The 23,404-nt window shown below is 51.2% G+C and carries 27 protein-coding genes, 1 pseudogene and 2 riboswitches; of the genes and pseudogenes, 15 read left to right on the top strand and 13 right to left on the bottom strand.

Annotated elements, in window-relative coordinates; all coding sequences use genetic code 11:
• Positions 1-22 precede the first annotated feature (22 nt).
• Complete coding sequence (locus tag K1I37_RS10915) at positions 23-292, bottom strand: hypothetical protein (RefSeq protein WP_152498736.1); 270 nt, start codon at positions 290-292, stop codon at positions 23-25.
• 229 nt (positions 293-521) lie between these two features.
• Between K1I37_RS10915 and K1I37_RS10920 the strand changes: the two are divergent.
• The 4 genes and pseudogenes from K1I37_RS10920 (at position 522) to K1I37_RS10935 (ending at position 4,859) form a co-directional block, all read left to right on the top strand.
• Positions 522-2,051, top strand: a pseudogene (locus tag K1I37_RS10920) (spore germination protein).
• Positions 2,048-2,842: a GerAB/ArcD/ProY family transporter gene (locus K1I37_RS10925; protein WP_021298601.1), complete on the top strand. Its 795-nt coding sequence runs from the start codon at positions 2,048-2,050 to the stop codon at positions 2,840-2,842. The pseudogene K1I37_RS10920 and the gene K1I37_RS10925 overlap by 4 nt, the downstream one beginning before the upstream one ends.
• On the top strand, positions 2,835-3,914 hold the full coding sequence (locus tag K1I37_RS10930; protein ID WP_021298602.1) for a Ger(x)C family spore germination protein: 1,080 nt from the start codon (positions 2,835-2,837) through the stop codon (positions 3,912-3,914). The genes K1I37_RS10925 and K1I37_RS10930 overlap by 8 nt, the downstream gene beginning before the upstream one ends.
• Before the next feature lie 205 nt (positions 3,915-4,119).
• A riboswitch (TPP riboswitch) is annotated at positions 4,120-4,218 on the top strand.
• Between the two features lie 83 nt (positions 4,219-4,301).
• On the top strand, positions 4,302-4,859 hold the full coding sequence (locus K1I37_RS10935) for an ECF transporter S component (RefSeq protein WP_021298604.1): 558 nt from the start codon (positions 4,302-4,304) through the stop codon (positions 4,857-4,859).
• Positions 4,860-4,978: 119 nt separating this feature from the next.
• On the opposite strand, the gene K1I37_RS10940 is transcribed toward K1I37_RS10935, so the two are convergent.
• The 4 genes from K1I37_RS10940 to thiE (K1I37_RS10955) all read right to left on the bottom strand — a co-directional run bounded on the left by K1I37_RS10940 (position 4,979) and on the right by thiE (K1I37_RS10955) (position 7,920).
• Positions 4,979-5,782 carry a thiazole synthase gene (locus K1I37_RS10940; protein WP_021298605.1) on the bottom strand — a complete coding sequence of 268 codons (804 nt, stop codon included), beginning with the start codon at positions 5,780-5,782 and terminating at the stop codon, positions 4,979-4,981.
• A 59-nt stretch (positions 5,783-5,841) separates the two neighbouring features.
• Positions 5,842-6,042 carry a sulfur carrier protein ThiS gene (gene thiS / locus K1I37_RS10945; protein ID WP_021298606.1) on the bottom strand — a complete coding sequence of 67 codons (201 nt, stop codon included), beginning with the start codon at positions 6,040-6,042 and terminating at the stop codon, positions 5,842-5,844.
• Between the two features lie 5 nt (positions 6,043-6,047).
• A complete protein-coding gene (gene thiO / locus K1I37_RS10950) occupies positions 6,048-7,169 on the bottom strand; it encodes a glycine oxidase ThiO (RefSeq protein WP_031219319.1) in 1,122 nt (373 codons plus the stop codon).
• A gap of 82 nt (positions 7,170-7,251) precedes the next feature.
• Positions 7,252-7,920: a thiamine phosphate synthase gene (gene thiE, locus K1I37_RS10955; protein ID WP_021298608.1), complete on the bottom strand. Its 669-nt coding sequence runs from the start codon at positions 7,918-7,920 to the stop codon at positions 7,252-7,254.
• Between the two features lie 299 nt (positions 7,921-8,219).
• Here thiE (K1I37_RS10955) and K1I37_RS10960 point away from each other — a divergent pair, with 299 nt between their 5' ends.
• Both K1I37_RS10960 and thiE (K1I37_RS10965) read left to right on the top strand, forming a co-directional pair.
• Positions 8,220-9,251, top strand: coding sequence for a ThiF family adenylyltransferase (locus K1I37_RS10960; protein WP_021298609.1), 1,032 nt, complete (start codon positions 8,220-8,222; stop codon positions 9,249-9,251).
• Positions 9,252-9,311: 60 nt separating this feature from the next.
• Positions 9,312-9,412: riboswitch (TPP riboswitch) on the top strand.
• Positions 9,413-9,480: 68 nt separating this feature from the next.
• Positions 9,481-10,131, top strand: a complete 651-nt coding sequence (gene thiE / locus K1I37_RS10965) for a thiamine phosphate synthase (RefSeq protein ID WP_021298610.1) — start codon at positions 9,481-9,483, stop codon at positions 10,129-10,131.
• Positions 10,132-10,173: 42 nt separating this feature from the next.
• Here thiE (K1I37_RS10965) and K1I37_RS10970 read toward each other — a convergent pair whose 3' ends face one another.
• Genes K1I37_RS10970 through K1I37_RS10985 form a run of 4 tightly spaced genes read right to left on the bottom strand, consistent with a single transcriptional unit; the run spans position 10,174 to position 11,704 of the window.
• Positions 10,174-10,665 carry an Hsp20/alpha crystallin family protein gene (locus tag K1I37_RS10970; protein WP_021298611.1) on the bottom strand — a complete coding sequence of 164 codons (492 nt, stop codon included), beginning with the start codon at positions 10,663-10,665 and terminating at the stop codon, positions 10,174-10,176.
• Positions 10,666-10,708: 43 nt separating this feature from the next.
• Positions 10,709-10,945, bottom strand: coding sequence for a hypothetical protein (locus tag K1I37_RS10975; RefSeq protein ID WP_021298612.1), 237 nt, complete (start codon positions 10,943-10,945; stop codon positions 10,709-10,711).
• Positions 10,942-11,259 carry a hypothetical protein gene (locus tag K1I37_RS10980; protein WP_021298613.1) on the bottom strand — a complete coding sequence of 106 codons (318 nt, stop codon included), beginning with the start codon at positions 11,257-11,259 and terminating at the stop codon, positions 10,942-10,944. The genes K1I37_RS10975 and K1I37_RS10980 overlap by 4 nt, the downstream gene beginning before the upstream one ends.
• 13 nt (positions 11,260-11,272) lie before the next feature.
• Positions 11,273-11,704 carry a hypothetical protein gene (locus tag K1I37_RS10985; protein WP_021298614.1) on the bottom strand — a complete coding sequence of 144 codons (432 nt, stop codon included), beginning with the start codon at positions 11,702-11,704 and terminating at the stop codon, positions 11,273-11,275.
• 154 nt (positions 11,705-11,858) lie between these two features.
• Between K1I37_RS10985 and K1I37_RS10990 the strand changes: the two genes are divergently transcribed.
• From K1I37_RS10990 to K1I37_RS11015, 6 genes are all read left to right on the top strand, one after another.
• Complete coding sequence (locus tag K1I37_RS10990; RefSeq protein ID WP_021298615.1) at positions 11,859-12,203, top strand: hypothetical protein; 345 nt, start codon at positions 11,859-11,861, stop codon at positions 12,201-12,203.
• Positions 12,204-12,308: 105 nt separating this feature from the next.
• Positions 12,309-12,848 carry a hypothetical protein gene (locus K1I37_RS10995; protein WP_021298616.1) on the top strand — a complete coding sequence of 180 codons (540 nt, stop codon included), beginning with the start codon at positions 12,309-12,311 and terminating at the stop codon, positions 12,846-12,848.
• A gap of 41 nt (positions 12,849-12,889) precedes the next feature.
• On the top strand, positions 12,890-13,147 hold the full coding sequence (locus K1I37_RS11000; protein ID WP_021298617.1) for a hypothetical protein: 258 nt from the start codon (positions 12,890-12,892) through the stop codon (positions 13,145-13,147).
• 31 nt (positions 13,148-13,178) lie between these two features.
• Positions 13,179-13,427 carry a hypothetical protein gene (locus K1I37_RS11005; RefSeq protein WP_021298618.1) on the top strand — a complete coding sequence of 83 codons (249 nt, stop codon included), beginning with the start codon at positions 13,179-13,181 and terminating at the stop codon, positions 13,425-13,427.
• A 22-nt stretch (positions 13,428-13,449) separates the two neighbouring features.
• Positions 13,450-13,821 (top strand): tyrosine-type recombinase/integrase, encoded by a 372-nt coding sequence (locus K1I37_RS11010; RefSeq protein ID WP_031219324.1) that lies wholly within the window; start codon positions 13,450-13,452, stop codon positions 13,819-13,821.
• 226 nt (positions 13,822-14,047) lie between these two features.
• Complete coding sequence (locus K1I37_RS11015; RefSeq protein WP_021298620.1) at positions 14,048-14,797, top strand: class I SAM-dependent methyltransferase; 750 nt, start codon at positions 14,048-14,050, stop codon at positions 14,795-14,797.
• Positions 14,798-16,714: 1,917 nt separating this feature from the next.
• Here the strand turns inward: K1I37_RS11015 and K1I37_RS11020 are convergent.
• The 4 genes from K1I37_RS11020 to K1I37_RS11035 all read right to left on the bottom strand — a co-directional run bounded on the left by K1I37_RS11020 (position 16,715) and on the right by K1I37_RS11035 (position 20,770).
• Complete coding sequence (locus K1I37_RS11020) at positions 16,715-18,121, bottom strand: transposase (RefSeq protein WP_242215899.1); 1,407 nt, start codon at positions 18,119-18,121, stop codon at positions 16,715-16,717.
• A complete protein-coding gene (locus K1I37_RS11025; protein WP_272496353.1) occupies positions 18,094-18,948 on the bottom strand; it encodes an IS3 family transposase in 855 nt (284 codons plus the stop codon). Before K1I37_RS11025 ends, K1I37_RS11020 begins: the two co-directional genes overlap by 28 nt.
• An 11-nt stretch (positions 18,949-18,959) precedes the next feature.
• Positions 18,960-19,247, bottom strand: a complete 288-nt coding sequence (locus K1I37_RS11030; protein ID WP_067623977.1) for a transposase — start codon at positions 19,245-19,247, stop codon at positions 18,960-18,962.
• Positions 19,248-19,543: 296 nt separating this feature from the next.
• Positions 19,544-20,770 carry an IS256 family transposase gene (locus K1I37_RS11035; RefSeq protein ID WP_206923068.1) on the bottom strand — a complete coding sequence of 409 codons (1,227 nt, stop codon included), beginning with the start codon at positions 20,768-20,770 and terminating at the stop codon, positions 19,544-19,546.
• 516 nt (positions 20,771-21,286) lie between these two features.
• Here K1I37_RS11035 and K1I37_RS21865 point away from each other — a divergent pair.
• From K1I37_RS21865 to K1I37_RS11045, 3 genes are all read left to right on the top strand, one after another.
• On the top strand, positions 21,287-21,565 hold the full coding sequence (locus K1I37_RS21865; protein WP_021295805.1) for an AAA family ATPase: 279 nt from the start codon (positions 21,287-21,289) through the stop codon (positions 21,563-21,565).
• 16 nt (positions 21,566-21,581) lie between these two features.
• Positions 21,582-21,893, top strand: a complete 312-nt coding sequence (locus tag K1I37_RS11040; RefSeq protein WP_236613846.1) for a cupin domain-containing protein — start codon at positions 21,582-21,584, stop codon at positions 21,891-21,893.
• A 154-nt stretch (positions 21,894-22,047) separates the two neighbouring features.
• On the top strand, positions 22,048-23,280 hold the full coding sequence (locus K1I37_RS11045) for an IS256 family transposase (RefSeq protein ID WP_242215901.1): 1,233 nt from the start codon (positions 22,048-22,050) through the stop codon (positions 23,278-23,280).
• Positions 23,281-23,404 lie beyond the last annotated feature (124 nt).

Genomic DNA, 23,404 nt, shown 5'->3' on the forward strand with positions numbered 1-23,404 from the left:
AACCCTTCCCGAATGTATCTGTTCACGAGGTCGATAGGTCAATTTCCGATCCTGTCATGGCCACAGACTTGTTGGTCACTTCATCCATGATGCGGCTTAAGTCCGTGAGGACGCCCCCGAGGTCGCGCAATTCTGTTATCCCTTCAATGTTGTGCAGCTGAAATAAGCAGAGTGACTGTTTGGTGCGCGCTTCGGGGACGGCGACGTCCAGTTTGTTTCGTAGTTCTGCGGTGGCGTTTGCCTGCGACAACGTATCGCCGTACAGGCGAATACAATCCGCTGTCTCTAGCATCCGCATCGACGCGCTGTGTAATCCGCAATGTGGGTCAGATACCTTTTATTGCATGAGCGTTTTGCAGAATTCGATTTTTCACCGTTTCTCGCACATATATAGTGTACGAACTATCAATGGAACACTATATATAGTGTCAAATGCGTTGTGAACGTTAATTCTGCAAAACGCTCGCATGTACAAGGTCATCTTTGGGGAACGTACATCGTAGTTCTGCGAGGAGGACGGTATGAGGTCTTATCGACGAGTGAAACGACCCAAAAGTATCATTCCTGAGGTGAGATTGCCCGACCCAGCCCCAGAAGAGGGAGATTTGCTGGATAAGGCGTTGGAGGTCAAGGAGAAGCATTTACGCGAGACCTTTTCCAATTGCTCCGATGTCGTGTTTCGGCACATCGTCTGTCCGGATGCAGTGGGGCAGGGTATCCGCATGCTGATTACCTATGTCGACGGGCTCGTCGACACCAAGCATCTGGACGAGGCCGTTTTGCAGGTGCTCATGCGCCAACCCCTGCCGCCGACACCAGCTGTCACGGCGGCCTGGGTGCAGGAGATATTGGCCGACAGAGCCGTGCCCGCGGCACAAGTCGGTGTGGTGACGACCTACAACGAAGTGGTGGAGTTTGTCCTGAAGGGCAGCGTCACCATGTGTGTCGATGGGGACGAAGCTGCTTTGATCTTAAGCGTCGTGGGCTGGAAGCAGCGCGGCATCGAAGAACCGCCGTCGGAACCGGTCATCCGCGGTCCTCGCGAGGGCTTTGTCGAGTCTCTGCGCACGAATACAGCAATGGTTCGGCGTTGAATCCGCAGTCCGAAATTGAAGATGGAAACCTTCATAATTGGTGAATTTACAAAAACTGATGTGGTGCTGGCCTACGTGGACGGAATTGCTGAACCTTCCGTGGTTGAAGAGGCGAGGCGGCGCATCCAGCGCATTGATATCGACGCCGTGCTCGAATCGGCCTTTCTCGAGGAATTTATTGAGGACAGTCCGAAGTCGCCCTTTCCGCAAGTACAGAGCACAGAGCGGCCCGATGTGATCTCCGCGAACTTGTTGGAGGGTAGGTTCGCCATTTTTACAGACGGTACGCCATTTGCGTTGGTGGCCCCAGTGGTTTTCTTTGGAGCGCTCAACGCGAACGAAGATTACTATGAGCGGACCTTTATGTCTAGTTTTTTGCGGATCTTGCGAATTACGTTTATGCTGGTAAACCTTCTCTTGCCATCCGTCTACGTGGCAATGGCGACGTTTCAACAGGAAATGATTCCGACGACACTCTTGATGAGTATTTCGGCAGCCCGTGAATCCACACCGTTTCCGGCTGTCATTGAGGCGTTGTTCATGGAAATCGTGTTTGAAGCGCTGCGCGAGGCCGGCGTTCGCATGCCGAAACAAATTGGGCAAGCGATGAGTATCGTCGGCGCATTGGTCATTGGTCAGGCGGCCGTGGAAGCTGGCATTATTTCGGCGCCGATGGTCATTGTCGTGTCGTTTACAGGCATCGCTTCGTTTACTTTTCCGCGCTACAACTTTGGTATCGCGATTCGACTTCTGCGTTTCCCAATGCTCATTCTGTCAGGAATTTTTGGAATCTATGGAATCGCCATTGGCATTGTCATTCTCGTCATCCATTTAGTGTCCCTTCGGTCGTTCGGCGTCCCCTACTTCACGCCGGTTGGACCGATGCATTTTCAGGATTTTCGGGACGTGTTCATCCGCAAACATTTATTTACACGACGAAGGTCGCCGCTGAGATGATGACCTTCATTTCGATGTTTGCCCTTCCGCGCACGCCAAAACCGATGATTCTCGGGCTATTTCTATTCGCATGTGGGCTCGCGGTCTGGGCAGGCATCGAAGTGATTGCGCGCTGCGCAGAGACGTTTGTCCCAATTACCATTACGTTTTTCCTCTTCGTATTTATTTGTTTGCTGCCCAACATGCGTCCTGCATATGTTCGCCCCGTGTTGGGGCCGGACTGGTTTGAGACCATCATTCAGGCGGCGATTGTGCCATCGGCCTGGTACGGGGAATTTCTGCTGATGGGGTTTCTGTTGCCCTTTTTGGAGACGAGCAAAAACGTTCGCCGCATGTCGTATTACCTGCTGACGTTCATTGGCGTATTTGTCGTGATGATAGCACTCCAAAGTACCATGGTCGCAGGGCCGCTCATCGAGAAACTGACGTACTCCTATTACATTACGGCCCGGTACATTAGCCTGGGTGACTTTTTTGAGCGAATTGACCCACTCATCATCTCGATTTGGATGTACGGGCTGGTGGTGAAAGAGGCGGTCTGTTTGTTTGTGTTTGCAACCTGTGTCACGCACTTGACAGGATTGTCTGATCACCGGTTAATTGTCATGCCAGTGACCATCTTGACGATGATTGGGTGCCTGTGGATGTTCCCGAATTTGGCGGAACTGCGCAGTTTCTTGACCTACACGTTTCCCATTGAAGGGATGGTCGTCCAGAACATTTTGCCCACGTTCCTGTTAGCCGTTGACATGCTCAGGCGCAGGCTGGATAGGTCGCCTGCCCATGCGTAACCTGCGCAAATTGCTCTTCATCTTCATGACGATTGGTTTGATTCTGCCCCTTTCCGGGTGTTGGGATCGGAAAGAGGTCAACGAACTCGCACTCGTCATGGCGAAAGCAATCGATTTAACCCCGGATAACCGCGTCCTCGTGAGTGTACACGTGGCTATCCCATCGCGGGTCGGGGGTGCCCAGACGGGAATGGGTGGCGGATCAGGCGGCAAGAGCTTCTTTATGATCAGCGCCACGGGCCGCAGCGTCAGCGAGGCGGATGCCAATGTTCAGAAGAAACTTCCTCGGCAGCTGTACTTGCCGCATCTGCGCATTATTTTGATTGGTGACCGGATGGCCAAAACCGGGATGATGGATATTCTCGATCACTTCGGGAGAAATCCCCCCAACCGCCTGCGCACGGCGATTTTGGTTGCGAAGGACAGCGATGCTCGGTCCTTGCTAAATACCACGTATCCGCTGGAGAGTTTATCTGGTGAGGCGATTCGTAAGTTGGAGCGTCAACTGACGGGATCGAATACGACCTTGATGGACTTCATGATTCAATCGGCGAGTGAAGGCACAGATCAGATGGCAAGCGCGATTGACATCAAGCCGGCACAGGAGTCACCAGGCGGAGACTCGTCGGACACTGGTGGAACAGATGGGAGCGATTCGAGCAGTCAGGGGGAAGAGAGTGGGGATACGGAGCCCGCGTTTTCATTTGATCACTGCGCGGTCTTTCGCAATTTAAAACTGGTCGGCTACCTAGACCCGGACGACACCATGTCGTTGGAGTGGATGCTCGACAGGCTGAAGTACACCATGCTGACGATGGAAGTGCCAAAGATGGGGAAGACCATCAGCGTGGACTTGACCCAGGCGCATCGGCGTGTCCGCACGCAGGTGCAAGGCAATCAGGTATCCGTGCAGTATCAGCTATCCGGGGCGGCGATGCTGATTGAAAACCAGACGGGCCTTGACGCTGACGACCCTGAGGTGATGAAGACGTTTCAGACGGCTGTGAACGCCTATGTTGTTCACGCTGGCAGCCGCATCGTGGGTGCAAATTCGCTTTCTCGTCCCTGTTGAAACGAAAAGAGAATGGGGCGTGTTCACGTTTCTGATGACCCTAGTGGCAGTCGTTGGGACGAGTTTAATCCTGGACAGTTCATTGCCGAACCCCTTATCGCTCGTGCGCGGGCTCATCGAACCCTTTGGTCACGTCATTCTACACTGATAGCGCAGATTTGAAATTCTTGCTAAACTAAGTGGCGGGAATTCAATTTCATACGATGCGAGGCGCTAGGGGTGCCATATGGCTGAGAGGCAGAGGATGCTAACCCTTTCACCCGATCTGGGTAATACCAGCGTGGGGAAGTGCCGCAGACTTAGCAGACCTCGTCACGCGTTCGTTCGCCGACGAGGTCTTTTGGCATTGCCTGATGCGCACTCAAACTCTGGGGGGCGTTGTGCAAAATGAGTTGGAAGTTGCGGGAAATTGTCACGATGGTCATTCTGTCCGTGGTTTGCGGGGCTATCTACCGTGGGTGGGATGTCGTCACGAATTTGTTCAGCATCGGTTGGGTGCCTGGGCAGGGCGTGATAAACGGACTTTGGTGGCTGGCTTCAGGTCTCATTCCATATATCGTTCGCCGCCCAGGCGCTGCGCTCATGTCCGAGGTGATTGCAGCGATTGTCGAGCTCGGACTTGGGGGCAACTGGGGCCTTGGTGGGCTCCTGTCGGGCCTTGTTCAGGGGATTGGTGCGGAAGTTGCGTTTCTCTTGTTCGGGTGGCGCAAGTATCACTGGTCGATTTTGATGCTTTCCGGTGCGCTGGCTGGCATTGCATTCAGCGTTCAATGGTATGTTCAGTATGGTGGTCACGCGTACCAGGCCTTCATCGTCGTCCTCTACACCGTCATCACGATGGTGAGTGGGGCAGTGCTCGGTGGTCTGTTGCCGAAGTGGCTGGCTGACGCACTGAAGCGCACGGGCGTTCTTCGCAACTTTCAAATCGCCAAAAAATCGGCGTGATGCCTTCAGGGCTGGCGTAAAGGGGCCAAAAAGCGCGCTCCTTGCACCAGCCCTGCAATTTGTCGCCTACTTTGGCCATAGCGCAGGATCCCGCGTTGTGCTCTGCTGTGTTGTGCGACTTAGGCCCTCGCGGTCGTCGGCGCGCTTTCCTTCGCGATGAGTCCCGCTTCTGGACTGCTCGGCGAAGCCACTTCCGTGCGAGGGATGCGGCCGGAGAGGTAACTGAAGCGGCCCGCCTGAACGCCCAGCGCCATCGCCTGAGCCATTTGCACCGGGTCCGTTGCCTTCGCGATGGCCGTATTGACCAAAACCGCATCTGCGCCCAGTTCCATGGCCAAGGACGCATCCGATGGTGCGCCGATACCTGCGTCGATCACGACGGGCACCCGCCCATCGACCAGTTCAATGATTCGTCGCAGGCGTTCCGGATTGGGGAGTCCTTGGCCGGTTCCAATGGCGGATCCAAATGGCATGATGGTCGCGCAGCCGACGTCGAGCAAGCGCCTGGCGACGGTGTGGTCGTCTGTCGTGTACGGGAGGACTACAAATCCCTCGTTGACGAGGATTTCTGCCGCCTCCACGGTGGCGACTGGGTCGGGTAAAAGCGTCCCGTCGTCTGGAATCACCTCGAGTTTGACCCAGTTGGATAAACCCGCGGCGCGTGCGAGGCGCGCGGTGCGAACAGCCTCTTCAGCCGTATGGCAACCAGCGGTATTCGGGAGTAAGAAATACTTGTCGAGATCGATATAAGCGAGCAGCGATTCTTCGCGCGCATCCAGATTCACCCGCCTGACGGCGACGGTTACGATCTCTGCGCCTGACGCGGCGAGCGCGTCGCGCATGACGGTGAGCGAAGGATATTTGCCTGTCCCAACCATCAAACGGGATGTAAACGTGCGCCCCGCAATCGTCCATTGATCCATGAGTTCATCCTCCTCTGACGCCTCCGTGTGTTTGCGCCTTTTGTGCTGATACAGTCTGATCAACCACCGCCGACGAAGCGGACGATTTCCAACGTGTCGCCTTCTTCGATGGTGGCTGTGGCAAAATCGCCCGGGTCGAGAATGTGCCGATTGTGCTCGACGGCAATGCGCTCGTGTCCCAAATCGAGTTGCTCCACGAGTTGTTGCACGGTGGTGTTCGCTGAAATTTCTAGGGATTTACCGTTGACGGTAATCTTCATCGCAGTCACCTCGGTTGTAACTGGTCTTTCAACGCGACGTGAAACGGTTGCCAACGCGCTGGCCAGGGCTCTCTGGATACGGATTGAACGACCATCTTGGCGGTCACGGGCGCGAGCAAGATGCCATTTCGAAAATGTCCAACAGCCACGTGCAACCCCGGTGCGCCGGCCACTTCGCCAATCCAAGGCTGGCCATTTGGGGACCCGGGTCGAAGCCCCATCCATGTGCGTTCGAAGATGGCGTCCCGAAGGCCCGGGGCCATGCGGGTAACGGCGGTAAACAGCGTCGTCAACGCATCTATCGTCACGTCCCGGTTGTATCCGGCTTCGCGTTCTTCGGTGGCACCGACCACAATTGTGCCGTCTCGTTTGGGCACGAGGTAGACGTGGTCACTGTAGATGGTGTGGCGAATCGCGAGCCCCTGCCGCGGCCGGATCGCGGCGAGTTGCCCTTTGACAGGGCGGATGGTGCAAGGCGTGGAAAACGGTTCCAACAAGCGCTCCGACCAGGCGCCCGCAGCAACGACCACGGATTCACCGCAGTAACTGCCTGTGGCGGTTTTAACCACATATCCGTCGCCTGTCTTTTCGTGTTCAATATCGGTCACATGGCTGCCTTCGCACACCTGGCAGATTTGCTTCACGGCTGCGGCTAAAGCGCGCATGAGGAGCGGTGCGTTGACGTTGCTGTCGTCCGGTAATAGGAGCGCACCAAACGCCTTTGCGAGGAGTGGCTCCTGCCGTTTCACCTCGTCGGCGTCTAACCATTCTGCGCGCGCACCATGGTCAATTTGCCAACGCATTCGAGATTTCAGCGCTGTGACGTGGGTCGCGTCGAAGGCCATCTGGAGGATACCGTTGTGTGATAGTTGGGCATCAATTCCCGTGCACGAGAACAATTCGTCGACAAACTGCGCGTACAATGCACGGCTTTCCAGGCACAGTTGGTAAAAGGCACCTGGTTCTGAAACCTCCAGCTGCGCGCCGAGCATCCCAGCCGCAGCACTCGAAGCTTCACCGCCCAACTGGCCTCGTTCGAGCAGCAAAACGCGTCGCCCTGTCTGAGCGAGCCGCCAAGCACTGGTCATACCAATGGCGCCGCCGCCGATGACAATGACGTCAAACATATCGGTCACGTGGTCTCCGCCTTTCCCAAAATGACGATTATTCACCCTTGTGTCAGTCGCAATGACCGTCTTGATGTATCTCCTAGTTGTGCAACGCGCAAAATTCGACCTTCGGGCGCGCCTTCGATTTCTCGATGGCGGACTTCAACTGCGCTGCCGCGCGGCGTGGGTTTTTGGCCCCAAGAACTGCGCCAATCACTGCAATGCCACTGCAGCCTGTCGCGAGCACGGTGTCGATATTGGTTTGGTCGATGCCGCCAATGGCGATGACGGGAATCGACAGCGCTTCGACCACGCGCTGCAGCGCGAAGACGCCGCGCGGTGGCAGCCCAGGGTGCGATTCACTGGCGAAAATGTGGCCGAACGTCACATAGTCCGCCCCAGCCTGCTCGGCCAGTTGCGCCTCTTCAAGACTGTGGACAGAACAGCCGATTTGGCCGGACCAACCCGCTTGTTGGCGCAATGCGTCGACGACGGGCGTCGGGAGCGATTTGGCTGCTAGGTGTACGCCGGCAATGTCAGTCGCGATAGCGATATCGACTCGGTCGTTGACGAAAATGCGCGAAGAGAGCCGCTCCTCTGATAACGCTTGTTGCAGTTGTCGCACTTGCGAATACGTTTCTTGTGCGGGTGCCTTTTTTTCGCGAATTTGCAAGACGTCGGCACCGCCTTTCGCCGCTTCGACGAGCGCATCAAAGAGCGGTAAGTGGTGTCGATGCTTATCACTAATCACATGTAAGACCGCGTTCATGGTTCACCTCACCATCAAAAAAGCCGTACCTGAATTATCAGGTACGGCGGGTTTCCATTTTGAACCCAACTAACACACCATTATCTAGCACATTATTTGTCAGACGTTCAATTCGGGATTAGGCTATCATGGGCGAGGATGGATCGTCAAGGGAGTCGCTGGAAAGCTGCTTTCGGACCGATTCGCACGTCGGCACACGGCATCCAGATAGTGCGTGCTAGCCTGTACGGTAGAAGGCCAGCCCTTTTGCGGATGTTTCGAAACTGCGCTAAAGTGTCCGCAGGAGCGTGACAAGGGGGATGATCACGTTGGATCACGAAAGATACTCAAGGCAGGTCTTGTTTCGACCGATTGGGGAGGACGGACAGGCTTTGCTGCGCCGCGCGCGTGTCGCGATCGTCGGGATGGGGGCCTTGGGCACGGCCTCGGCAACCCAACTCGTTCGCGCTGGTGTCGGTTTCGTCCGCCTGATTGACAGAGACATCATCGAACCGTCAAATTTACAGCGGCAGTCGTTGTATGACGAGGCAGATGCTCTGCACGGACGCGCCAAAGCGGAGGCGGCCGCGGATAAACTGAGACAGGCCAATCGCGACGTTGAAATTGAGGTGGCGATTGAGGATGTTCACTGGCGAAACGCTGAGCGACTGTTGTCCGATGTCGATGTGATTGTCGATGGGACGGACAATTTTCAAGTGCGATACCTCATCAACGACGTAGCGGTTAAGCACCAAATCGCCTGGTCGTACGGCGGCGCGGTCAGTTCATATGGCACGACGGCGTTTATTCGCCCGGGAGAGACACCGTGTCTGGTCTGTCTGTTTGGGCCAAACACGCAGAGTGGCGGACATGATACGTGTGATACGGTGGGTGTCATTGCGCCCGTGGTGTCCATTATCGCCTCGCTGCAGGTAGCGGAGATATTCAAGTATCTGACGGGCAATGTCGACGCCCTGGCGAACGCGATTACGTATTTGGATGTGTGGAAAAACGAGTTTCGCAGCGTCCAGTTCGGAGAGGCGAAAGCGGCGTGTCCATGTTGTCAACAGCACGAGTACGTGGCGCTTGAGACCCGGACGAACGACTTGACAGTCTCTTTGTGTGGACGTCAAACGATACAGGTGCGACCAGCGGCCCGCCTCCTTGTCTCACTGTCGCAAATGGCGGACAGGCTTTCTTCGTTTGGTGAGGTGCGACACAACGACAGCTTGCTGCGCTGCGACTTTGGCAACGTGCAAATCACGTTGTTTGCCGACGGTCGGGCGCTCATTCACGGTGTCGACAATGAAGTGGAAGCGCGTAGTCTCTACGCCAGATATATTGGGATGTGATAAGGGGCACCTTGCAATTGTCCATCGGAGTGTAGTAATGTCATCGACAGATGAATTGAATAGAGCCACTAGGGGAGCAACATGCTGAGACAAGGGAGAACCTTGGACCCTTAGCACCTGATCTGGGTAATACCGGCGTAGGAAAGTGGCGGAGACGTGAATATACTGGGCGGACGTCCTTCTCGCGTTTCTACACCCTAGCGGCCTCTTTCGACAGGAGGCTTTTTGTATGTCCAATCCGACTTTGAGCCGTGCGCAATTCAGAGACAAATTGGCCCTTTACTTGGTGACAGATCATCGCGAGGACACCGCGAATCTGCTGGATGTGGTTCAGCAAGCGCTGATGGGCGGCGTCACGACTGTTCAGCTTCGACGCAAGCACGACGATGGGGCACAACTGGTGGAACTCGGGCGGGCCATCCGCAAATTGACGAGGGAATACGGTGCACTCTACATCGTGAATGACCGCGTCGATATCGCACTCCTAACCGATGCCGACGGCGTTCATGTTGGGCAGAGTGATATTTCGTGTACGGACGTGCGAAAGTTGGTGGGCGATACCATGGTGATTGGCGTCTCCACTTGCACCGTGGAAGAAGCACACATTGCGGTTGCCGCGGGCGCCGATTACCTGGGGGTAGGGTCCGTGTTTCCGACGTCGTCGAAGCCGGATGCGGACATGTGCGGAATTGACGGACTTCGGGCGATTGCTGACTGCGTCGATGTGCCAATCGTCGGTATTGGCGGCATCCAGCAGGACAACGTCGGGCAAGTCCTGGGAGCAGGCGCAGATGGCATCGCGGTGGTGTCCGCGATCATGGGGGCTACGGACGTGTCGCGCGCGAGTGCCGATTTATTGGCGATGGTTCGGGAGCGATAACCGAGATCGATAATCGAGGAACAGCTGAGGTATTTGGCGGATTTATTCAAATTCGATATCTACAGCATGGTGGATTTCACCTTCCGTCGGCGAGAACTTCTCTAGAATGATAATCAGAAGGCCGTTGGCGTAAGAAGCTTTGACGGATTCTGGACGTATGCGTACGGGCAGTTCTATGGTTCGTTCGAACGGACCCACATAGCGTTCCGACGTCAGTACGTGAGCGTTGCGCTTTCCGGTTGGCGTAGGTACATTCCCGCGCAGGAACAAGCTATAGGAACTCACCTGAAGGGAGATGTCCGTTCGCTTCAGCCCAGGGATTTCTGCCCAGACGCTGAATTCATTCCCGAGGTCATAGATGTCGACGGCAGGGTATACTTGTTCGGTTTCTTCTTCACGAACCAGCGGATCCGCATTGAACCCTGCCATGGAGAAGTGTTTAAAAAAATCTTCACCTAATAATTTCTTGATGTCTCGTAAATCACCGAGGTTCTTCAGATATTCAAATGGATTTTGTTGGCCACCGTTTTTCATGGACGTATGCCTCCCTGCATCACCCAGCAGGTGTCGTGGAGCCTCACAACTCTTTGTCTGACTGAGAATGCCCTTTCGAATGTTCGCTGTCGATGACATCGTTATCCAACGTGATTTGGACGTTTTCGAAAAACGCGTTGCCTTGCCCACGTACTGAGCCAAAGCCATCTGATACCTTGCGCGAGGTGGTTTGACAAACTGCTACGTTGTGACCAAAGTACGCGTTCGATGCGTCGGTTATCGTGCCGATTTGAATGCGCCCCTGACGCCACTGGTTCATCGCTTGAACCCCTCTTCTTCTTTCGAGGATTGCAGCAGGCTTTCAACCCACTTGGGAATGTCTGTCTCGTTTTGGAACGAAACCGTATCGAGTATATCAGGGTCGCTTAAGAGTGATTTGAGATTTCGCATGACATTGTGATCACCCGTCACATTTCCGAATCCCTGATTATGCTTTTTGACACTTCGAAAGTTGGTCGGGAAGTTGTTTCCGACATTTAGGCAAGAAGCACCCTCCATGTTGGAGACGGACACGGTTCCGACGATAAATACAGTCGAAAAGAGACCTTGTTCAGCGTTGTCCTGGTCAGCCAATGTGGTATGCCCCCTATTGTTGGTCGACTTTTATCGTGTAGCCGCTATCTGTCCTCGCCAGGTGCGGAGGCTCGGTGGCGCTAAGAGAAGCGGGACTCGTATCTTTGGCAGATTCCCCCGTGGATTCATTCCAGTTGTTCGACACATCCGATTGCATGAGTCGACGAAGTCCCGATTGCTTGTTTGATAATATTTGTCGCTTAGGGTTGTCCATCTGAAAGTTATTGCCCACATTGAGCGTTCCACTCAACTCTTTGACATCGATGCGGTCTAACTGAAAGAGCAGTTTATCCAGTGTGGCCTGCTCTATTTTCAGGTTTTGAATGTGCACATTTCCAGGGGCTTTGGCCAATTCGTACGGTAAAGATCTCAGGAGTTGGTTGGTACGGCGGAGTTCTTCAATTAAAAGTGTCTGATTTCGAAGAATGCGACGTGATGCAAACATAAAATGATTCAACTCCTCTCGGGATTTTGGCCACCCCGAAAAACACCTGATTCTTTATGGCCTTCGCGCAAAGTACCGTAGGCGTTTGCGCCCGATATGCAAATCACCATATGGATATGTTCGTCATTCAATGTTTATGAAAGGGGGGATGGTGATGTGGGAGGATTTCATCAAATCGTTTTTGGCTCGGGAAGACCATCGAGTCCCTTGGTGGACAGATACGGAAAAGGTGGTTGAGAATATGCTCCCACAGGATATGCCGTACTGGGTCAGGCAGTTTATGACATATCCTAAGTTGTACCGCGACGCTGACGAGCGGGACGACAACCAACCCATGCAAATGTTTCACGATATACACCAGTTGAGCGCTCAATGGCCATTTTCTGCACTGGGGTTTGATCCCTTTTGGCTGTTTCACAACGGTTCAGACGCATCCGTCAATCGGAAAACAGGCCGTTCGAGGCCGACCGTACGCAGGCGATCCAAGCATCGACCCTAAAATCCATGGGGCTCACTAGACACAAAACGCATGTATGCCAGAAGGTTTTGTCGCCTGAGTTTTGGGGAAGGTTTGCATTTGGTGAGGGAATGTAGGAGTGGTGTCGTGAAAGCAAATCAAGCGGTGAATCTAACCGTCAACACCATTGCTGGGAACTCTGGCGTGTATTTTGGGAACCAAAATATCGCAATCGGCGTCAGTAGCCATTCAAAATCCAACAATGCGATAGGGTCCATCGGCAACCAAAATCTTGTTTACCGTAACGTCAATCTGGTCTACGATCCCGATGTTATCGACACGCCAATAGACGATAGAGATATCCATGTCTTCGCGCCACACTATCAGCACTCTGCGCCGAATGTATTGAACACGCGCGTCAACGACATTCAGTGTGAGACGATTGTGCAAAACTCCGGCGTATTCATCGGGGAAACGCGTATTACGGGACTAGACGCGCATCAAAAGGAGAACGTCGCATACGGTCCGACATACGGGCACGTGAATCAATCGAAGGGGAATCTCAATATCGCTTATGATCCCGACGTCGTCGATGCACTCATTGACGATAGAGATGTGAAGTCTGGCGTATTCGTGGCGGCGCCGGATCCACCTGTTGTAGCACAGCGCACATTGAATACGGATTAGCGTCGCGCACGATTGGCCAGTGCTGCGATGGCGTGCAGGGGGTGACACAGATTCCGAACATCATTTCCTTCGGCGTGATTAATATCCATTCCCCGCAGCAGAACTCAGGCGTATTTGTCGGCCAGATTAATATCACAGGTTTCGATGCCAATATTAAGTATAATCAAGGGCACGGACCAATGTATGGCATCTTTAACTGGAGTCTGAACAACGTGAACCACACGTTTGATGGCATGGAATTGTTAGACGGCGTGATTTTAGATCAGGACATCAAATCACAAATTGCAAGTAATTTCTAGGATTGTAAAACGCTTTGCGGGAGGTTCACCAATGCCATCCATGTTCAACATTGGAATTTTAAACGTAAGTACGCCCCAGCAGAACGCGGGCGTGTTTTTGGGAGAATTGAATCTCACCGGTTGGGATGCAAATATGAAAATGAACCAAGGGCAAGGAGGTATTTTTGGGGTTCTATGTATGAATGGAGGCGTCATCAACAGTACCTTTGATGGTCTGGAAGGCGCAGATGGCAATATGCTTGATCAGGATATGAAAGGGCAGATTAGCGGAAACGTGTGACGACCCAGAGTTGCGTTGGGGAATGGTCACGGGTCTACAATCTACACGACAGTTTTGTGGAGGCTGCGGGGAAGAGGCAGTCTCTTTCGTGGTATTTGGGGGTATCGCCGACATTTTAGATGATCCCTTGTCTTTGTCCAGGAAAGGCGGTCATGCTCTGAAGAGACCACAAGCCTGTAAAATCATTAATGATGCGGCAAGAGCTGTCGGGACTAAAGAAAACATCGGTACACATACGCTTCGGAAGACCTTCGGGTACCATGCGTATCAATCCGGTGTGAGCCTGGCTGTCCTGCAGAAGTTATTCAATCATTCCGCCCCAAGTGTCACCCTGTCGTACATCGGTATTACACAGAATGAGTTGGATGGGGTGTATCTGAATTTGAATCTTTAATAACGTGGTATAATAACTTCACTTTTCAAAAGAGGTGGGAAACGGATGTCTTTCCGTATCGTTCGAGGTATCTAGGTTTCGGGCTGGGGAAAAACGCGTGCTAGCCATCAAGGAGGAAGTCTGCCCTTTGAACGTAAGAAACCCGTGCTCTGAATGGTGCCAGACATTCATTGAATGCAAGACATTTCTGTCTTGATTCACCCATTTTGAAAGGTGGAATATCAATATGAAGGAATTTGATTACAAAGCATTTTACAACAGAGTTGGTGCTGAGAACGGATGGGACTTCAGCAAAGTTAAGTGCCAGTCTGAAGGTATTGGTATAGATTTGTATTCCAAGTTAGTTCAGAAGGCTACGGGAACAGAAATCCTTCTTGATATCGGGACTGGTGGCGGTGAAGCCGTATTATCCATCAGCAATTCCGTTTTACTGGCAGTGGGCATTGATAACTCAACGGGTATGATTGCGACCGCGAACAAGAACGCATTTGCCAAGGGGAAGACCAACGTTCGGTTCCTGCTGATGGATGCATCGAATGTGGATTTTCCCGATAGTTTCTTTGATCTAGTTACATGTCGACACTCTGATTTTAGTGCTTCAGAGGTGGCACGAGTTCTGATTGAAAATGGGTTCTTCATGACTCAACAAGTCAGTGAGTCTGATAAGTTGAATGTAAAAGAGTATTTTGGCAGAGGGCAAGCTTTTGGCATATCAGAGGGTACACTGAAGGAAAAGTACGTCAAAGCATTACAGGATGCGGGATTTAGTCAGATACAATCCTCCGAATCGACTGTAACCGAGTATTATGAGCGTCCAGAAGACTTGATATTTCTCTTAAAGCATACTCCGATTATCCCCCACTTTGGTGAATATGACGACGATTTCAAAATCCTAGATGAGTTCATCAAAGCTCACACAACGGAACGTGGCATTAGAACGAATAGTTCAAGATTTATGCTTGTGGCAAAGAAATAGTATAGAAATTCTCCGGGTCGGGATGCGATTCAAGGCATCCCTTCTTGAACGATAGGGTGTATCCTCCCACAAGCTAGTGTATTCATATGTGGATAGGCACATCGCAGATAACTTGTCTTGTGTTGCTAAAGGAGAAGAATTCGCAATATGAACTCCAGCAAAATAATAGATAGACGTTTACAGATGAGTATTTGTTATGTTCTGTAAAACGTGAAATGTGGATGTCCCGGGATGGATATCCACACTGACCATTGATGAAAACTCCCCGGACAAATAAAAGCCACTGTATGAGGTATCTGACTACAGGACATTAACGGAACCTAATTTTGATTCACTGGAATATGATAAGAATGAAGCGTTAGATGCGAAACGTAAGACCATTTCGTGAAAAATCCACTGGATCCTTGAGACGTGTCTGAATTGTGATCGAGTATGAGTTATCATGAAGGGGTAGGGCGGTGCGACAAGTGGCTGTAAACAAGAAGCGACCCACCAAAATTGAGCCATCTAGAGAGACGTATCAGGTCGTGGCAAGCATTGCCTGGATTGCGGGTTCGGTCCTTTTTGTTGCTGGTTCTGCTGCTTCCGTCGCGGGTGCTTTGAAAGCGTACAGGGATAAGCAAAATCAAAGCAGGTAAGGTTCCCTGAATGGGCAGGCGGGTGGGGTACAGATAAGCCGGCGGGCCTCGGCGCGTGAGGAGCCTGCGGCGTGTGGCATATGGCGTGGCCCCCGGGCCCATAAGGCAGAATATCGACCTTATTTTCCGAACTTCAGTATATTCTGTTGATATAAGGTCGAAAAAGTGCTTTATTTACTGAAAAGCCGCCGGATACAAGCGAAAAGCCGACGATTAGCGCAGATTTCATGTCTTATTGGCGCTAAAAGGCGCGCCACTGTCTTAATAAGACATCAATGCCCGGCAGGGGATATGAAAGCGGAGGCGCCTCCCCGCTCCTAAAAGTCCACAAGCTTCGATGCCAGAAAAGGATGGACTCCAGTTTTTGAGGGGGCGTCAATTAACAGTAGAATATCGCTCTTTGCCATCAAACCCAGGCTTTCAAAGTACGTTACTTTACCTCGGTTGATTGTTACAGGTGAATTGGCCGCCATGTCGGAAAATTCGATTCGACATTACCGAAGAAACTGACCTTTGCGTTGTCGAGAAGCGTTGGAGTTGTGCGAGAAATCTTCTGTAAACGCCTTAATGAATGGCTCTGGTGAACGAACTCCGTAAAAGTCTCCAAAGTATGCGAAGGAAATTGTGGACATATCTCCCGCAGTGGCTTTGTCGGTTATGTTTTGGCTGTTGTATAGAGCAGGAACGTAATGATGCGGCAACACGGTCGATCTACTCTTTATGTTGAGATGTGAATATGCTTCGTCATAGAGATCCAAGCTTTCTTTCGTCGGAAAAACCAAGAAATCGGCATGGCGGATGACTTGGTTCTCCCAATGGCTGTCAGATGCTTTGCGCAGACGTGTATGATTCAAGTGATATGGATTTTTCGTCCACTGATCACTAAATTGAGCAATCCAAGGCTTTTGAGACCTTTACTTCAGTTTGTAAGCAAAAATGTGACTTGCTCCTGGGTGAGAACGACTGTAGATCAGGTCATATTTAAGAGATTCTAATCGTCCTAAAGATGCCCAAAGACACTCCTCGTCGAATACGGTGCCCAGAGCTTTGTCAGTCACTTTCTTCAAGAATTGGTGTTCTATAGACTTGAACATTCGGCGGAAGTGACATAAGTGGGTCAACTCGTGAATTGTCTGTCAATTTCACAGTCAGAAGGATCGTCGCAAAGTGGGAAGACATTTCACACAAGGTCTTCCAAACCAATATTAACTCAGTGTTGATCAGAGGCGGTGCCAAATACGAAACCACAAGAACTCTCTCAGGCATCATATAACATGACCTATGCAGTTGTCCCCAACAATTGGTTGGTTGAAAAGGGACAGAACCACCCGATTTCTAGATTGGGTGGCCAAAGTCTACGAATCAGTCTTGCAAAATCCTTTGCGACTGTGTCAAGATCGAGTGTAATCGAGTCTGTTTTATTTCTACTAAGGACTCGACGTGTGTGGCAGCGGATGCAAATGAGATTGCGGATCACTTCGCCGTGGGTGCAATCCTCTTTGCCCGCTGTTTTTCGTTGTGCCCAAAGCAGATACCGAATGAGAGTTTCCGCCGTAAATAGCAGCGTCAGGTGTGCATGAATGTGGTTCTCGTTTTGTGAATGGCAGTTCAACATACCCAACTCTTGCTTGGCTGTACGAAACAGGATTTCAATATTCCAGCGGCGTAGCCATGCCCCAAGCACTTCCTGTGGAACGTCGTGACGATTACTCATCAGCAGATATGCACCCTTGTAGTCGGCCGCGGGTTCGTGGTCTGATTCGTCGGTTGTGTCGATCCTGCTTCGCTCGGTATCCTTAGACTCCTCCTTAACCCGCCAACCAACCACTGTAGCAATGGGTGTGTACTTCATTTTTATGATCATTTGTCCTTTACGATTGCGTTTTTCTGTCGGCATCTGCATGTAGATATCCTGACAGACTACAGAAGCAACTTTCGCCTTGGGTTGCATCTTCAAGCGCGGATAGACTTCACGAATCAAATCTATGGGCTGTATGGGAACAAATCGTTCACGCCCGGTGCCCGGTTCAATGAGTCGACGGAACAGCTTCGTATTGCGTTTCGCCTTCGTGATCCAATCGAAATTGGCAGACTCGCACTGACGCAAGAATGGTTTGCTGAAGTACCAACGGTCCATAACAACCCACAATCGACACGATACTTGTTTGCGAACATCCTGAAGCATGCGCCATGCCAAGTCTAGTTTTGAAGACTCTTTAGCTGTCTCCGATTCTGGTTTCTTCCAGATGGAATAGGACCATGGGTACTCAACACCGTTTCGGCGAACAGCGTGTAATGCGACGATGTTCATGGCCCATGTGTAGGTTTTGCTGGAACTGTCGTAAAGCCAATAGAGAAAGGGGATTTTCTTCGCATATGGGTGTGGTGCATGCGTGTCGTCCAAGGCCAGAACATCGCCATTTGTTAGTGCAGTGTCTGTGTCATCCTGAAGCCTTTCAGTACGCTTATTGTTGAATACATCCCAACCGGAAAACCCGGTCAGAAACCGACTGAGTGCGGATTGCGATATCTTCTTCGCGCCGAGTGTCTGTTGCAGTAGACCGTCTTGGTTATAAAACCGTATTGAACCCCGTCCTGTCAAGACAGATGTGCATAATTTTTTGAGATAACGCCATTCTATTCTGATAATTATCAGGTCTACGCTGCCTCTTTTGATTCCTTCCATTTTCTGAATTCCTGCGGTGTACGATAGCCCAACGCTGAGTGCGGGCGCTCTTTGTTGTAGAACTCAATATACGTTTTGATTGCGATCTTGGCTTCCGCGAAGTTGTCGTATTCCTGCATCCAAACTTCTTCCTCCTTCAACGAACGGAAGAAACGTTCGATATAGCCATCTGCGTCCGGGTTGTTATAACCTGTCCGTTCATGTTTCACCTGGCAGTCCTTCATGGCTTGTACGAATCGTCGACTTGTCATTTGGCATCCGTTGTCAGTTCTGAGCGTTAAGTTTGCGCCTCGTACCCCGCTCGGGAATCGGTAGTTGAATGCGTTATCCACAGCCTGCAGCAATTCCTCTGTCCGGCAATAGCGCGAAAACGAATACCCCACAATTTCACGGTCGTACGCATCGATTACCGCGAATAGATATCCCCAGCCATCCTTACCACACCAAATCTTTGTCATATCGCACTGGAAGTGTTCGTTTGACTGACTCACCGGAATCTTTCCAGACCGCTTCTTTCGGGAAGCTTCTCGCTGTGGGGATTTGACCAACAATCCCATTTCCCGCATGAGCCGGTGTACTCGTTTGTGGTTTACCTGCATGCTGTATTGACGACGCAACATGACCTTGATTCTACGGTATCCATATCGTGGGAACCTCTCGCATAGATGGCGAATCCGCTGTTTCAATAGGGCGTCTTTATCTATAACCGCTTTTTTCGCCTTCTTCACAGGCTCCTTTAACAAGCTATAACAATAAGTTCGATTCAGCTCCAATGCTTTCGCAATCACTGGGACCCGAAACCCTTCCTTGACGAGCTGAGCAACCAAGGAACGGCTGCTTACTTCCGGCCCCAGTTCGATTTTTTTCGCAACACATCGATTTCCATAGCCTGCTCGCCAATTTTGCTCATGGCTTCCTGCAACTGCTTCTCCAACTCCTGCTCCCGGGTAGAAGGACCTGACTGAAGCCCTGCTCGTCCACCAGCCAGAAATGCGTCACGCCACTTGTAATACAGACTTTGGGCCACACCATGCTGTCGGCAAACCTCGCTGATATTCGCCCCGGGAACCATCCCTTCCAACACAATGTTCATTTTCTCGTCCACAGTCCACTTACGTCCTGGCATGAGTCAAACACCTCACTACGTCTATTTTACCTCACGTCATCTGTCTGGGTTGACTCTGGGGCCAGTATAAAACGACGACAATGCATTCACCGAGGGAGAACGGTTAATTAATCCGACCACGTAAAGGAAAGCAAGGACCCAGGTCGCCACACCGCGAACTTTGAAAATGCCGGATTGAGATAGTAGCAGAGAGAGGTCAAAACGCTCCCACAGGGTACAAAGCAACGGTATCCCACCGACCTGACTGGGTAGTGTCCCGTCAAGTGGTGTAAATTGAGTGCAACCCCTAGTGTTAGCTATTTATGCAAAACTGACGTTGGAGCTAGTAACTGCTGTTCATCAGTGCCAATGAGTTTTGCCATAGACTCTCGGCTGAAGTAGCGCCTTGCAACTATCCATTCATCGTTCTGCTCTTGGAGAATCGATCCTCCAAGGCGCAATACAGACTCTCGGTTGGGGAATATGCCAACCACATCAAAGCGCCGCCTTAGTTCACGATTTAAGCGCTCAAGTGGGTTTGTCGAGCAAATCTGCTTCCAGTGCTCCTTCGGGAATCCCATGTATGCTAATACGTCTTCCTCTGCACGTTCCAGAACACCCATCGCTTTTGGAAACTTTCCTTGAAGTTGTTTCACAACGACAGATAATTGCTGTTTGGCGGCTTCCTGCGTCGGCTGCGCAAAGATGGTCCGGACAATGGATGAGACCATCGCTTGTGACGCTCTAGGCACCTGGCTGAGAATATTGCGCATTGTGTGGACACGACAGCGCTGCCAGGTCGCTCCAGTCAGCGCAGAAGCAATGGCACTACGCAGTCCTTCGTGCGCGTCGCTAATTACTAACTGTACGCCACGCAATCCACGTGCAATCAGACTGCGGATGAATGTGAGCCAAAACGCGCCGTCCTCGCTGGTGCCAATGTCAAATCCCAATACTTCACGCTCACCGGTGTTTCGCACACCAATGGCAATCACAAACGCCATGCTCTGCACCCGTCCGCCTTCTCGCACTTTCGGGAAAGTGGCATCTAGCCAAAGATATGGATACGTCCCCTCCAGCGGGCGGTTTTTGAAGTCCTGCACTACATCGTCGAGTTCTTTACAGATTCGAGACACTTCGCTTTTGCTGATTCCTTGAATCCCCATAGATTCGACCAACTCATCCACTTTACGAGTGCTCACACCATGCACATACGCTTCTTGAACAACGGACAGAAGGGCTTTTTCAGCCTTCCGCCGAGGTTCTAGGATACTTGGGAAGTAACTCCCTTTACGAAGCTTGGGAATCTGCAAATCGATCGTTCCGACACGAGTATCCCATTCTCGTTCTCTATACCCATTACGGCTGTTGCTACGCTTCTCACTACGCTCATATCGCTCAGCGCCAATCAGGGAGCTCACCTCAGCCTCCATCACTGCTTGGGTGAGAACCCTCAGCCCTTCTTTCAAGAAATCCACATCACCATCTTCTAATCCGATCTTGCGAATTAACTCCAAAAGTGCGATCTTATCCGTATAAGCCATCGAAGTGCCTCCTCTACTGATTGCTGCACACTTTTAGTAGATTGCACTCGATGGCTTTTTCGTCAAGATTCAGCCTCCTGAAGAATTTACACCACTACTTGAGACTTTAACCCTGACTGAACGACGATAAAACTTTGAACTTTGGTTTGCATAAATTCGCCACGCACAACACCACCCGAATCACTAAGAGGTAGGTAACCAGTACCTTCTCGGCGATTATTGGGGTGTTTTTGATTTGTCAAGTCTTTTCTTGTTTTCGAAATTCCTAATTCATACAACAACTGCATAGGTCATGATATAACCATCCACAGATTTATTTTGGAATACCTTCCAATATACTACGGCTATACTACGGCACTCATGGAACGAGAGGAATTCTGATTTGAAATTTTGAACAAATGGGTGCATGATTCCCACAAGCCAGTGTATTCATATGTGGATATGCACGTCGCAGATAGTTTGTCTTGTGGCGGGCAGTTTAATTCAAGATGACGTAGGGTTCTCGTCTTACGTCACATGTTAAAGTTGCTTAAATGGTGGTGGTTATTTATCAAAAATATAATCGTTTTAATTGGTCCGGAGGGGACAGGGAAAACAACGATTGGAAAATTGCTTGCAAGTCACTTTAATGTCAACCAATACACGTTAGATCGACATCGAGATGAACTATACAACGAAATGGGATACGATGCTATCCATGCGAAAAACTTATTCGCGGATGGTGGAATTTGGGCTCTCTATTCGTATTGGAAACCATTTGAGGCATTTTCTGTAAAAAGTATTAAGAGAACTTGATGATTGTGAACATTACATTTGGGGTGAAATTTGTGACGGATGGCATTTGGTTAAGCAGAATAATTTAAGTGTAATACATGAGAGAATGCCATCTGGGACGTCCGAAGTACGTCATTTTCATAATAAGTCGCGGCAATTCTTTTTTGTTTTGTCAGGTACAGCTACTTTGGAAGTGAGCGGAGAATGGCATAATATAGAGGCACTTCAAGGAATAGAAGTGCCACCTGGTGTTCCGCATCAAATGATCAACCAATCGCGACACGATATAGAGTTCATTGTAGCGTCGCAACCTATAAGTCACGGGGATCGTATTACAGTCAAAAGTTAAATTAGTTCCTCTTACAAACAGCGGTGTACACCAGTAGAGTCCAATATACTGTGTAAAAAGGGATGGCACCCCGGGGCATAAAATATGAGCCATCCGCCCCTCTTTGGTAGAATGTGAGATTGGAGAAAACCACATTACCAGGAGGGAAACGAAAATGGCTCAATACCAGATTACCCTGAATGACGATTCTTTGAAAGACCTCTTTCTGCAGGATGGGGGTGTCGCGAAGTTGGTCGAACAGGTGCTGAATCAGGTATTACAGGCTCAGGTCACGGAACAGCTGAAAGCGAGTCCGTATGAGCGGACTGAGGAGCGGCGAGGGTACCGTAACGGAACATTGCCTCATCCCATCACGACACGTGTTGGTCGGCTCATCCTGCAGGTTCCACGGATTCGCAATGGCGAGTTTTCAACGGAGCTGTTTGCCCGCTATCAGCGCAGTGAACAGGCACTGGTGATTGCGTTGATGGAGATGGTGATAAACGGTGTATCGACACGCAAGGTGGCCCAGATCACGGAGGAGCTTTGTGGGACGGAATTTTCTAAGTCCACAGTGTCGGCGCTGTGCAAGCGGTTGGATCCAATCGTCGCAGCGTGGAACGAGCGCAGCTTGCGGGAGCACCGATATCCGTTCGTCCTGGTCGATGCACTGGTGGTGAGGATTCGGGAAGACGGGCGTGTTCGGCCTCGAGCTGTGATGATTGCCGTAGGTATTAACGAAGATGGATATCGCGAGATTCTGGGCCTGATGATTGGTGACAGTGAGTCAGAGGCAAGCTGGCGGGCGTTCTTTGCTTGGCTCAAATCACGGGACTTACGAGACCTAGACATTGTGGTTTCAGACAGTCATGCAGGACTCGTCCGTGCCCTTCAGACGGAATTCCAAGGCTGTACCTGGCACAGATGTCAGACACACTTTATGCGCAATCTGTTGGACGCTACACCAAAGTCACTGCACGAGGATGTCTACACACGTGTACGGGCCATCCTGGATGCGCCCGATATCCAAACAGCTCGACTACTCAAAGACAAGTTTGCCGAGGAGTACGCTGAGCGGGCACCCAAGGCCGTGAAAGTGCTGGAGGATGGGTTCGACGATGTAACTGCGGTGCTGGCTTTGCCTGAGCGTTATCGCCGGCGATTGCGCACGACCAACGGTGTGGAGCGACTGAACGAAGAAATCCGGCGCCGTGAGCGCGTCATACGCATCTTCCCCAACCGGGAGTCAGTGATACGGCTGATCGGGGCACTGCTGATGGAGATTGACGAGGCGTGGACAACAGGCCGTTGCTACCTGAACATGGAAGAATACTGGAAGTGGCGCAAGGAGCAAGAAGTCTCAGACCAACAAGAAAGTGACGCCCATCAGCCGTTGAGTAGATTGTGAGCATGATGCGACACATTCCGAAGAGGGGATTTTACACAGCATTTTGGACTTGATCTGTACACCAATAAGAAATATTTTGTTTTTTTGGAATTGAGAGATTATAAATTGCGAAAGATTCGGCGTA

Source organism: Alicyclobacillus acidoterrestris (genome assembly GCF_022674245.1).
Taxonomy (GTDB): Bacteria; Bacillota; Bacilli; order Alicyclobacillales; family Alicyclobacillaceae; genus Alicyclobacillus; species Alicyclobacillus acidoterrestris.

Bases quoted from the DNA above. Each gene is read 5' to 3' on its own strand.
- K1I37_RS10915 (WP_152498736.1), bottom strand. From the start codon at position 292: ATGCTAGAGACAGCGGATTGTATTCGCCTGTACGGCGATACGTTGTCG.
- K1I37_RS10925 (WP_021298601.1), top strand. From the start codon at position 2,048: ATGATGACCTTCATTTCGATGTTTGCCCTTCCGCGCACGCCAAAACCG.
- K1I37_RS10930 (WP_021298602.1), top strand. From the start codon at position 2,835: ATGCGTAACCTGCGCAAATTGCTCTTCATCTTCATGACGATTGGTTTG.
- K1I37_RS10935 (WP_021298604.1), top strand. From the start codon at position 4,302: ATGAGTTGGAAGTTGCGGGAAATTGTCACGATGGTCATTCTGTCCGTG.
- K1I37_RS10940 (WP_021298605.1), bottom strand. From the start codon at position 5,782: ATGGATCAATGGACGATTGCGGGGCGCACGTTTACATCCCGTTTGATG.
- thiS (WP_021298606.1), bottom strand. From the start codon at position 6,042: ATGAAGATTACCGTCAACGGTAAATCCCTAGAAATTTCAGCGAACACC.
- thiO (WP_031219319.1), bottom strand. From the start codon at position 7,169: ATGTTTGACGTCATTGTCATCGGCGGCGGCGCCATTGGTATGACCAGT.
- thiE (WP_021298608.1), bottom strand. From the start codon at position 7,920: ATGAACGCGGTCTTACATGTGATTAGTGATAAGCATCGACACCACTTA.
- K1I37_RS10960 (WP_021298609.1), top strand. From the start codon at position 8,220: ATGATCACGTTGGATCACGAAAGATACTCAAGGCAGGTCTTGTTTCGA.
- thiE (WP_021298610.1), top strand. From the start codon at position 9,481: ATGTCCAATCCGACTTTGAGCCGTGCGCAATTCAGAGACAAATTGGCC.
- K1I37_RS10970 (WP_021298611.1), bottom strand. From the start codon at position 10,665: ATGAAAAACGGTGGCCAACAAAATCCATTTGAATATCTGAAGAACCTC.
- K1I37_RS10975 (WP_021298612.1), bottom strand. From the start codon at position 10,945: ATGAACCAGTGGCGTCAGGGGCGCATTCAAATCGGCACGATAACCGAC.
- K1I37_RS10985 (WP_021298614.1), bottom strand. From the start codon at position 11,704: ATGTTTGCATCACGTCGCATTCTTCGAAATCAGACACTTTTAATTGAA.
- K1I37_RS10990 (WP_021298615.1), top strand. From the start codon at position 11,859: ATGTGGGAGGATTTCATCAAATCGTTTTTGGCTCGGGAAGACCATCGA.
- K1I37_RS11005 (WP_021298618.1), top strand. From the start codon at position 13,179: ATGCCATCCATGTTCAACATTGGAATTTTAAACGTAAGTACGCCCCAG.
- K1I37_RS11010 (WP_031219324.1), top strand. From the start codon at position 13,450: ATGGTCACGGGTCTACAATCTACACGACAGTTTTGTGGAGGCTGCGGG.
- K1I37_RS11015 (WP_021298620.1), top strand. From the start codon at position 14,048: ATGAAGGAATTTGATTACAAAGCATTTTACAACAGAGTTGGTGCTGAG.
- K1I37_RS11020 (WP_242215899.1), bottom strand. From the start codon at position 18,121: ATGGAAGGAATCAAAAGAGGCAGCGTAGACCTGATAATTATCAGAATA.
- K1I37_RS11030 (WP_067623977.1), bottom strand. From the start codon at position 19,247: ATGCCAGGACGTAAGTGGACTGTGGACGAGAAAATGAACATTGTGTTG.
- K1I37_RS11035 (WP_206923068.1), bottom strand. From the start codon at position 20,770: ATGGCTTATACGGATAAGATCGCACTTTTGGAGTTAATTCGCAAGATC.
- K1I37_RS21865 (WP_021295805.1), top strand. From the start codon at position 21,287: ATGTTAAAGTTGCTTAAATGGTGGTGGTTATTTATCAAAAATATAATC.
- K1I37_RS11045 (WP_242215901.1), top strand. From the start codon at position 22,048: ATGGCTCAATACCAGATTACCCTGAATGACGATTCTTTGAAAGACCTC.